This is a genomic window from Caulobacter sp. NIBR2454 (genome assembly GCF_027474405.1).
Classification (GTDB): Bacteria; Pseudomonadota; Alphaproteobacteria; order Caulobacterales; family Caulobacteraceae; genus Caulobacter.
On the sequence record NZ_CP114871.1, the window covers coordinates 1,102,469 to 1,112,500 of the forward strand.

Here is a 10,032-nt window from a genome sequence, read left to right on the forward strand (position 1 = left end):
CGAGCCCATGACCGACGTTTTGCAGAAATCCTCCAAGGACGATCAGCCCGCGCCCCGGCGCGCCGGCGACAAGGTCCTCGACGCCGCCGAGACGCTGTTCTACGCGCAGGGAATTCGCGCCGTGGGCGTGGAGGAGATCGTCAATGTGGCGGGGGTCGGAAAGCCCAGCCTTTATCGTGCCTTCGGCTCCAAGGAAGAGCTCATCGTCGCGGTTCTCCAGCGGCAGGAGGCCGGCTTCTGGCGACGGCTCGAAGAGTCGGTCGCGGCCTGCCCCAACGACCCGCGCGCCCAGCTGATCCACTTCTTCCGGGGCACGGCGGAGCGCTCCAGGCTGGGCGGCTATCGCGGTTGCGCCCACTCCAACGCGGCTGTGGAATATCCCGAGGAGGGGCTCGTGCGCGGTGAGGCTCTCGGCTTCAAGACGCGCCAGCGCGAGCGGTTCACCCAGATGGCGCGGGACATGGGCGCGGCCGACCCGCAGGGCCTGGCCGATGAACTTCTGCTTTTGCTTGAAGGGGTCTATGTCGCCCGCCAGATCCACGGGCCATCCGGTCCCGCACAGCGGGTCGGGCATGCCGCCGAGACGCTCATCGCTGCGCGCCTCGGCGGGTAGTCCGGTCTAGATCAGGTCAGGACGCCGAGCATCTCGGCCACCAGCGGATGGCGAACAATGTCGCGGTCGGCCAGGCGGACGACGGCGATGTTCTCGACGGGGTCGAACTTCTCGGCCACTTCCGCCAGGCCCGAGACGCCCGGCAGCAGGTCCGACTGGTGCGGATCGCCCGTGACCACCATGGTCGAGTGCCAGCCCAGGCGCGTCAGCAGCATCTTGAGCTGCACATAGGTGCAGTTCTGCGCCTCGTCGATCACCACGAAGGCGTTGTTCAGCGTGCGGCCGCGCATGTAGCCGACCGGCGCGATCTCGATGGCGCCCTCCGCCATCAGGGCCCGCACCCGCTTCATGGACAGACGGTCCGACAGGGCGTCGTAGAGCGGCCGCAGATAGGGGGCCAGCTTGTCTTCCATGTCGCCCGGCAGATAGCCGATGGATTCGCCGGCCTCGACCGCCGGCCGCGACAGGACGATGCGTCCGACCTTGCCGGCCTCCAGGGCCTCGACCGCCTTGGCGATGGCCAGGTAGGTCTTGCCCGTGCCTGCCGGGCCGAGCGCCATGACCAGGTTCTTGTTGTCGATGGCCTCGATCAGCTGAGATTGCCCGGCCGACTTTGGTTTTATTGTTTTTACGTACCCCTGCTCGCGATCATCGTCGCGCTGACCGTGCTGATTGACGGGCGACCAGCCGCCGCGGTCCACCGGCAAGCGGCGGATCTTCCCGTCATCCTCGAACTGCGCAGAATCAAAAGCGCCTTCGCGCACCATCCGCTTCAGAGCACGCTTGGTCATCAAAGCCTCCGTTGGGGCATGAAAAAAGGACGCGTCCGCATGGATGCGCCCTTGGGGTGGTCAGTGGGGAGGAATGAGACAGAGGGACGAGCAGGGCCCGGCGGTCCGTAGACGCTTCCGACTGGAGGCGGTTCCAAAACCCGCCGTGAACCCATACGCGACACCCGAAACTCCATCTCAAGGAGATCGCGGACGGACAGTCGCCCGCGGCGGGATCGGAGAGGTTTTCACCTCTCGAATCGCCTCACTACAATGAGGGTAACGTGGTTTCCGATCCATTAAGCAAGCGCGACGCTTAAATTAAAAAGGGGTGTCATATGAGTGTCTATAAGCTGGGCGCCGCCGCTCCGACCCTACCGCCGGAGGGCGAATACTGGATTGCGCCCAATGCCTGCGTGATGGGGAACGTGATCCTCAAGAAAAACGCCAGCATCTGGTTCGGAGTCACCCTGCGGGGCGACAATGATCCCATAACGATCGGCGAGAACAGCAACATCCAGGACGGCTCTGTACTCCACACCGATCTTGGCGTTCCGCTCACCATCGGCGCCAACTGCACCATCGGACACATGGTCATGCTTCATGGATGCACCATTGGCGACAACAGCCTGATCGGCATCGGCGCCATCGTCCTCAATGGCGCCAGGATCGGCCGCAACTGCCTCATCGGCGCCGGCGCCCTGATTCCCGAGGGCAAGGAGATTCCCGACAACTCCCTGGTCATGGGCGCGCCGGGCAAGGTGGTCCGCGAGGTCAGCGAACATCAGGTCCAAATCCTCACGGGTTCAGCCCTGCACTATGTCGAGAATTGGAAGCGCTACGTCCGCGACATGGCCCCGGCCTGAACGGCCAAGGTTGTGAGCCTGGATCACAACCTAAGTGAGACAACATCGTTTCCCAGGCCGCGCCCATCCGGCCCATAAAGCCGCGCACCGTCAACGGAGCGCCCCATGACCCTCACCCTCGCTATCGGCAACAAGAATTACTCGTCCTGGTCCATGCGGGCCTGGCTGCTGCTCAAGCTGGTCGGCGCCGACTTCGACGAGGTGATGATCCCCATCTACCGCGACGGGGCTCGCGACATGGTCCGCGCCATGGGCGGCGAGACGGGCATGGTCCCGCTGCTCAAGGACGGTGATCTCGCCGTCTGGGACACCCTGGCGATCTTCGAATATGTGGCCGAGCGATTCCCTGGCGTCTGGCCGGCCGATCCGGCTCACCGCGCCCGGGCCCGCAGCTACGCCGCCGAGGTCCACGCTGGCTTCAATGACCTGCGCGCCGCCATGCCTTGCAACACCCGCGCCCGCAACCGCCGCGCGGTGATGACCCCGCAGGTCGAGGCCGACATCGCCCGCGTCCTGCAGATATGGGAGACCGCCGGTCGCCACGGCTCGCCCTGGCTGTTCGGCGAGTTCGGCGGCGTCGACGCCATGTTCGCCCCCATCGCCACCCGCTTTCAGAGCTTCGGCGTCGAGCTCACCGGCCGGCCGCTCGCCTATCAGCAGGCCCTGCTGGCTCACCCGCTGATGGTCGAATGGCTGGCCGCCGGCGCGGCGGAGACAGGCGTGATCGAAGCCTCGGAGATTGGGATCTAGAACCGTTCTCCCTCGATGAGAGGGGGCAGGGGTGAGGGTGGAGACTCTGGAGACCGATACTCCGGCTACTCCCGACCACTCGCCGGAGACACCGGAGACATTTCCGCCTCTGCCCCGCTCGCCGCGCAGACGGTCCATCGAGAGCGCTGCGCCTCCTCGACCGACGCGTCAGGCGGCGGCTATTTCCTCGCCATTCCCTTCCCGCGAGGGAAGGGAAGCGAACGGGCGGCTCATCTATCCCCGCCGCCGCCCGCTGAGCGACAATGGTCTGGCGCGGGGATTCCCGTATCCGCCCTTTGTCGCTGAAATCGTCTGATCGTCACCGAAATCGTCCCGGTTCCCGCATCCTGAAGACTTAGGAGACAAAGCACGCCCCCCTATCCGCGAGGGAGCAGCGCTCCGCCTTCCCCCACGGCGCCCCTTGCCACCGCACCGCACACGGCCTCAATCTTCAACCTAACAACGATAAGTTAGGGAGCGCGTGACGGTAATGGCCGAACGCTACGACTACATCATCATCGGCGCGGGCTCCGCTGGCTGCGTGCTGGCCGCCCGTCTGACGGAAGACCCCAACACCAAGGTCCTGCTGCTGGAGGCCGGCGGCCGGGACAACTCCCTGCTGGTCAAGATGCCCGCCGGGGTGGGCGAGCTGATCAAGGCCAAGGGCGACTACAACTGGGGCTTCTGGACCGAGGCCGAGCCGCATCTCAACGACCGCCGCCTGTGGTGGCCGCGCGGCAAGGGTCTGGGCGGGTCATCCTCGATCAACGGCATGATCTACATCCGCGGCCACGCCCGCGACTACGACCAGTGGCGCCAGATGGGCCTAGCCGGTTGGTCCTATTCGGAGGTGCTGCCCTACTTCAAGAAGTCCGAGACCTTCGAGGGCGGTCCTTGCGACTACCACGGCGGGGAGGGGCCGCTGCACGTCTCCCGCGCCGCATCGCCCAACCCGATCTATTCCAGCATCATCGAAGCCGGCCGCCAGGCGGGACATCCGGTGACCAAGGACTTCAACGGTCACCAGCAGGAAGGTTGGGGGCCCTACGACCTGACCATCCGCGATGGCCAGCGCTGGAGCGCCTCGGCCGCCTACCTGCGACCGGCGCTGAAACGATCCAACCTCACCATCGAGATCGAAGCGCGGACCACCAAGATTCGCATCGAGAACGGCCGGGCCGTCGGCGTCGACTACGCCCAGGGCAAGAACGCCGAGGCCAAAACCGCCTATGCCGACGCCGAGGTGCTGCTTTGCGCCGGCGCCGTGCAGTCGCCCCATGTCCTTCAGCTGTCGGGAATCGGCGATCCGGACGAACTGCGCAGGCACGGAATCAGCGTCGTCCATGAGTCCAAGGGCGTCGGCGCCAACCTGCAGGACCACCTGGACGTGACCCTCAGCTGGGACTGCACCAAGCCGATCACCGCCTACTCTTATAACAAGGGGCTGAAGAAGCTCGCGACCGGCCTCAACTACATGCTGTTCGGTCAGGGTTTCGGGCGGCAGAACTTTCTGGAATCGGGCGCCTTCCTCAAATCGCGCCCCGACCTCGACCGGCCCGACCTGCAAATCCACGTGGTGCTCGCCATCATGCAGGAGCACGGCAAGATTCAGGTCGAAAAGGACGGCTTCACCCAGCACGTCTGCCAGCTTCGCCCCGAAAGCCGCGGCCGCATCGGCCTGTCCTCGGCCGACCCGTTCGCAGATCCGGCCATCTTCGCCAATTATCTGGCGACGGAAGAGGATCGCCGCGCCATGCGCGAGGGGGTCAAGATCGCCCGTGACGTGGCCGCGCAGGCCGCTCTCGACCCCTATCGTGGGGCCGAACACGCCCCAGGCGCCGATGTGAAGACCGACGCCCAGATCGACGACTGGATCCGCCGCACGGGTGAGACGATCTATCACCCCGTCGGCACCTGCCGCATGGGCGTGGCGGGCGACGCCATGGCGGTGGTCGATGATCAGCTGCGGGTCCAGGGAATCGCCGGCCTGCGGGTCATCGACGCCTCGGTCATGCCCAATCTCGTGGGCGGCAATACCAACGCCCCGACCATCATGATCGCCGAAAAGGCCGCCGACCTGCTGCGCGGGCGGCCGATGCTGGCCCCGCTCGATGTTCCGGTGTTCGGCGACGAACGCATGGCCGCCGCCTGACGTTATGAGTCGAACCCCCTCCGTCGGAGCCTTCTGATGCGCAAACGTCCCCTCGGCCGGTCCGGTCTGTCCATCGCCCCGCTGATGTTCGGCGGCAACGTGTTCGGCTGGACCGCTGACGAGGCGACGTCGTTCGCCCTTCTCGACGCTTTCGTGGACGGGGGATTCGACGCCATCGACACAGCCGACGTCTATTCGGCCTGGGTCCCGGGCCACACCGGCGGGGAATCAGAGACCATCATCGGCAAGTGGCTGAAGAATCGGGGCCGCCGCGACGACGTGATCATCGCCACCAAGGTCGCCAAGTGGCCCAAACGCCCCGGCCTGTCCGCCGCCAACATCATCGCGGCGGCCGAGGAATCGCTCCAGCGTCTGCAGACCGACGTCATAGACCTCTATCAATCCCACGAGGACGACGAAAAGACGCCCATCGACGAGACGCTCGAAGCCTATGACCGCCTGATCATGGCGGGGAAGGTGAGGGCGATCGGGGCCTCCAACTTCACCGCGCCGCGCCTGGCCGAGTCGCTGAAGGTCTCCGCCGACAAGGGCCTGCCCCGCTACGAGACCCTGCAGCCTGGTTACAATCTCTATGACCGTTCGGAATTCGAGTCGGGCCTCGAGGTTGAGGTGCTGGAGAACGAGATCGGGGTGATCTGCTACTACGGGCTGGCCAGCGGCTTCCTCACCGGCAAGTACCGAAGCGAGGCCGACCTGGGCAAAAGCCCGCGCGGTCGCGGGGTGAAGAAGTATCTGAACGAGCGCGGCCTGCGAATCCTCGCCGCCCTGGACATCGTGTCGGCTGAACTCGGCGCGACCCAGGCCCAGGTGGCGCTTGCCTGGCTTATGGCCCGCCCGTCGATCACCGCGCCAATCGCCAGCGCCACCAGCGTCGAACAACTCAATGACCTGATGGGCGCGGCGCGACTCTCCCTGACGGACGAGCAGGTGCTGCGGCTGGATACGGCCAGCGCGGCCTAGGCGATCCGCCGTCCGTCCAGGGTCGCCAGCCGCAGGGCCGGCGCATTGGCGACCGCTGGGTCGGCCCAGTGGATCGAGTGCAGCAGCATCGGCTCGACGATCTCGTCATTGAGTCGCTGCAGCGGGGCGGTCGGCTGATACAGGCCGATATAGCGGTCCACCTCGCCATCCGGTCCGGCCAGAGGCGCCAGCAGCACCTCCATGCTGGCCGGATGCATCCCTTCGGCGACCAACTCGGTGGTGATGACCACGGGCTCGGCCACGCGGCGGATCGATTCGAGCGCCGCCTGAACCTTGGGTCTATCCCCGACGGACCAGAGGCGAAGACCGTTCTTGCCATTCAGTCCGCTGCCGTGAATCGCCGAAAGAAATCCCCCCGCCAGCCGGAAGGGGTAAATTCCAGGTCCCTCGCGACCAAGGATGAAGACTTGCGGCAGCAGCTTGGCGAAATCCGCCGGATCGATGTCCCTGCGCGATGGCGCGCCTGCTTCAACGCGTCGCGCTGTCCAGCTGTCGATCAGCGTCTGCGTGCCGGGATGGAACATCGGGGCGCTCCTCGCGCGGTCACGGGCGACCGCACGAGGCTTGCTTGCGATATTCGGGCCAGAGCCATCTGTCCCATTCTGGCACGGTCCGGCGCTATTTCTCCGGGACGATCACCAGTCTCCAGGCCCTATCGTCGCCTAGATAGAGCTGAGCGGCTTTCTGCACGTCTTCTGGTGAAATCCGCTCGATCCCCGCCTGCACGGAACGGGTGGCGTCGAGACGGCGAGGATCGGTCTGGCCGCCGGACAGCTGGCTGACCCAGTACTCGTTTGTCACCCGCGCCTTCTCCAGGCCTTCGAGGCGGGGCTTCTTGGCGCGCTCCAGCTCGTCGGCGGATGGCGGCTTGGTCCGCAGCTCGGCGGCGATCTCGGAAACCGTCTTGAACACCGCGTCCAATGTGGTCGGCGGCGCCTCGACGCTGACGGCTACATAGCCGAAGTCGGTCCACACGAACGAGGCGGTCGAACCCGCCGACGGCGAATAGGTCGCCCCCTGCTTCTCGCGCAGCTCGTCCTGCAGGCGCAGGCGGAAGATGTCGGCCAGGATCGTCGTGTTCCGCGCCTGCTGCGGGTTGGAGAAGAAGTCCGCCGTTTTCCAGGCGATATAGGCCATGCCCTGGTCGGCGCGACCCTTGTGTGTCAGGCGAACGGGCGTCGCATTGGGCGCCGGGAAGGTCGTGACCCGGGTTTCCGCCGCCGGCGCCGCGGCAGCGGGGCGGGGGGGCAGGGCGCCGAAGGTTTCGGCCACCGCCTGGGTCGCCTTCTCCACGGTGATGTCACCGACGATGATCACCTCGATCTGACCCTCGGCTAGCGGCGCCAGCTGGGTCTTCAGGTCGTCGATTCGGGCGTCCGCCATCTCCTTGCGAGAGGGGAAGGTGAAGCGGCGGTCGCCGCCGCGCAGCAGGCCGGGCAGATCGCGGGCCAGGACCCCATTGTCGGTGGCCTCATACTGATCGTGCAGGGTCTGGCCGAAAGTCTTGATCCGCTGGAAGGCCTCGGGCCGCCAGCCGGGTTCGGTCACATAGGCGGCCAGCACCTGAAGCTCCGTCGGCAGGTCGGCGGGGCGGGTGCCGCCGCTCAGGACGAAGGCGTCGTCCTCCAGGCTCAACTGCGCGCCCCAGACCTTAGAGGCCAGGACTCGCTCCATGTCCTGGGCGCCGATCTTCTTCAGCCCGCCTTCCGCGAAGGCGGATGCCGACCACGTCGCGCTCTGGCGATCACGGGGCAGGTCCAGATAGCCGTCGCCGATCCGCACCTTCACCAGCACCTGGTCGTCACGGAACTTGGTGGGCTTCACGGTCAGGCGCACGCCGTTCTCGAACCGCAGGAAGGTCGCGTCGAGATCGGTGAAGTCCCTCTGCTCGGCCACTTTACCCATCGGGCCGAAGGTCTGGTACGGCCACTCGATGGCTGCCGACGCCAGCAGAGGCGTGGCTTCCACCTTGCGGGAGGCGGCCAGTTCGTCGGCCAGGGCCTTGTCGCCGCCCTGGACCGGCGAGCCGGTGGACAGGATCGTCACCGGGCCCGCCCCCTCGAACGCCTTCTTCACCGCGTCCGAGACGGTCTCGGCCTTCAGGTCCTTCACCGCCTCGTTGAACCAGGCCAGATCCTGGGCGGGAGCCGTCACCACCTGATGGTCGTCCAGGCTGCCGACGATGATGTTGGCCAGGCTAGGCGTGCGCCGGGTCGCGGCGCCGGCCACGCTGGCCTCCAGCATGGTGCGGATTTCGGCGATCTCGCGATCGAGCTCCTCCTGCCGAACCCCGTACCGGGCGATCCGGCGTTGCTCCAGATCGATGGCCGCCAGCGCCTGACGCCAGCCTGTCGGCTGCGCGGTGGCGCTGATCGTGGTCGCCTTGGCCGCATGGAATTGGTCGAACGAGAACGCGCCGGCGCCGATGAACTGCGGATCGGACCCCCGGCTCAAAGCGCTGAAGCGACGATTGAGCACCGCAAATCCCAGCCGCTGAATCAGGTCGCGCTTTCGACGGGCGGCGGTGTCGAGCGCCAGGTCCGGCGGCGAAAGCCACGTCAGCTGCAGCGAGGTGGCGGCTCCCGGCTGGACGATGACCTTGGCGTCCACGCCGCGTTTGGCGATGTCTCCAAGGTCTGGATCGACGCCGGCCGGACCCACGCCCCGCCAGTCGGAGAACCTGGCCTTGATCCGGGCTTCCATGGCGTCGACATCGAAGTCGCCGACCACCACCAGCACCGCCCGCTCAGGGCGATAGAAGCGTTGGTAATAGTCGACTAGCTGCTCACGCGGCGCGGTCTTGATCACCTCGACCTGGCCGATGGGCAGGCGCTGTGGCGGACGCTGGCCCTTGAGCAGGAAGGCCAGGCTTTCCTTGAACACCCGATAGGACGGCGTATCGCGATCGCGCTCCTCGGACAGCACCACGCCGCGTTCGCGATCAACGGCCTCGCCGGTGATGGTCAGCTCGCTGGCCACGTCGCGCATCAGATCAAGGCTGACCTTGACCGTCTCATCGTCGGTCTTGGGCAGGTCGAGCTTGTAGATCGTCTCGTTCCACGAGGTAGAGGCGTTGGTGTCGGCGCCGAAGGCCAAGCCGTGGCGCTCCAGGATCTTGATCATCTCGCCCTCGGGCACGGTCTTGGAGCCGTTGAAGGCCATGTGCTCGAGGAAGTGGGCCAAGCCCTGCTGGGCGTCGGTCTCCATCAGCGAGCCGGCGTCGAAGCGCAGGCGGATCGAGGCTTGTCCCGGCGGCGTGGCGTTACGCTGGATGGCGTAGCGCATGCCGTTGGGCAGGGCGCCGAAACGGATCGACGGGTCCGGTGCGATGTCCGAAACAGCCTGGGGCCATTGCCCGACCGTCTGGGTCGATGCCGCCGCGGCCTTGTCGCCGCCGAGGAAGGGAAGGGCCGACGCGCCGCCGACGGCGCAGATCGAAAGGGCGAGGATAGAGGCCGTAATCAGGAGCGGCCGGGACGTGCGCAGCATCAAGACGCCTAGACGTGGAAAAGGGCGCGCACCTTCGCCGTCTGTTGCGGCGCAAGCAAGGCGGCGTTTCGACAACGCGATTCCCGTGGCCTCGCGATGCGTGATCGCTCATATGAAGAGTGATGTACGAGATTAACGATCCCGCGCCCCCGCCGCGCGAGCCCGCGTTCAATGCGCCATGGCCGGCGCTTCTGCTCACCGTGGCCATCGCGGGGTCCTATCTGCTGCAGACCCGCCTTTTGGATGATGCGGGCGTCTACGCTCTGGCTCTGGTGCCGGCCCGGTTGCAGGCCGGCGAATGGGGCGGACTCGTCACCTCGATCTTCCTGCATGGCGGCTGGATGCACGTCCTGCTCAACAGCGCTTTCGCCCTGGCGTTCGGCACGCCGA

9 protein-coding genes (1 of these 9 running past the window's edge) are annotated in these 10,032 nt (G+C 66.4%); 6 read left to right on the top strand and 3 right to left on the bottom strand.

What is annotated here, in order from left to right; genetic code table 11:
* The first annotated feature begins 7 nt into the window (after nucleotides 1-7).
* A complete protein-coding gene (locus O5K31_RS05405) occupies nucleotides 8-613 on the top strand; it encodes a TetR/AcrR family transcriptional regulator (protein WP_269716301.1) in 606 nt (201 codons plus the stop codon).
* An 11-nt stretch (nucleotides 614-624) separates the two neighbouring features.
* Here the strand turns inward: O5K31_RS05405 and O5K31_RS05410 are convergent, their stop codons facing one another.
* A complete protein-coding gene (locus O5K31_RS05410; RefSeq protein ID WP_269716302.1) occupies nucleotides 625-1,404 on the bottom strand; it encodes a PhoH family protein in 780 nt (259 codons plus the stop codon).
* A gap of 317 nt (nucleotides 1,405-1,721) precedes the next feature.
* On the opposite strand from O5K31_RS05410, the gene O5K31_RS05415 reads away from it, so the two are divergent.
* From O5K31_RS05415 to O5K31_RS05430, 4 genes are all read left to right on the top strand, one after another.
* Nucleotides 1,722-2,249 (top strand): gamma carbonic anhydrase family protein, encoded by a 528-nt coding sequence (locus O5K31_RS05415; protein WP_269716303.1) that lies wholly within the window; start codon nucleotides 1,722-1,724, stop codon nucleotides 2,247-2,249.
* A 105-nt stretch (nucleotides 2,250-2,354) separates the two neighbouring features.
* On the top strand, nucleotides 2,355-2,999 hold the full coding sequence (locus O5K31_RS05420; RefSeq protein ID WP_269716304.1) for a glutathione S-transferase family protein: 645 nt from the start codon (nucleotides 2,355-2,357) through the stop codon (nucleotides 2,997-2,999).
* A gap of 490 nt (nucleotides 3,000-3,489) precedes the next feature.
* Nucleotides 3,490-5,151, top strand: coding sequence for a choline dehydrogenase (locus tag O5K31_RS05425; protein WP_269716305.1), 1,662 nt, complete (start codon nucleotides 3,490-3,492; stop codon nucleotides 5,149-5,151).
* 36 nt (nucleotides 5,152-5,187) lie between these two features.
* Nucleotides 5,188-6,132: an aldo/keto reductase gene (locus O5K31_RS05430; RefSeq protein WP_269716306.1), complete on the top strand. Its 945-nt coding sequence runs from the start codon at nucleotides 5,188-5,190 to the stop codon at nucleotides 6,130-6,132.
* Here the strand turns inward: O5K31_RS05430 and O5K31_RS05435 are convergent.
* Nucleotides 6,129-6,677 (bottom strand): PAS domain-containing protein, encoded by a 549-nt coding sequence (locus O5K31_RS05435; RefSeq protein ID WP_269716307.1) that lies wholly within the window; start codon nucleotides 6,675-6,677, stop codon nucleotides 6,129-6,131. The genes O5K31_RS05430 and O5K31_RS05435 overlap by 4 nt on opposite strands.
* A 94-nt stretch (nucleotides 6,678-6,771) precedes the next feature.
* Entirely contained in the window at nucleotides 6,772-9,642 is a 2,871-nt protein-coding gene (locus O5K31_RS05440; RefSeq protein ID WP_269716308.1) for a M16 family metallopeptidase, read from the bottom strand.
* Between the two features lie 122 nt (nucleotides 9,643-9,764).
* Between O5K31_RS05440 and O5K31_RS05445 the strand changes: the two genes are divergently transcribed.
* A protein-coding gene (locus O5K31_RS05445) for a rhomboid family intramembrane serine protease (protein WP_269716309.1) crosses the window boundary here: on the top strand, nucleotides 9,765-10,032 show its 5' portion. The gene runs 389 nt beyond the window's last position; the window shows 268 of its 657 coding nt (coding positions 1-268); it begins with the start codon at nucleotides 9,765-9,767; the stop codon falls past the right edge of the window.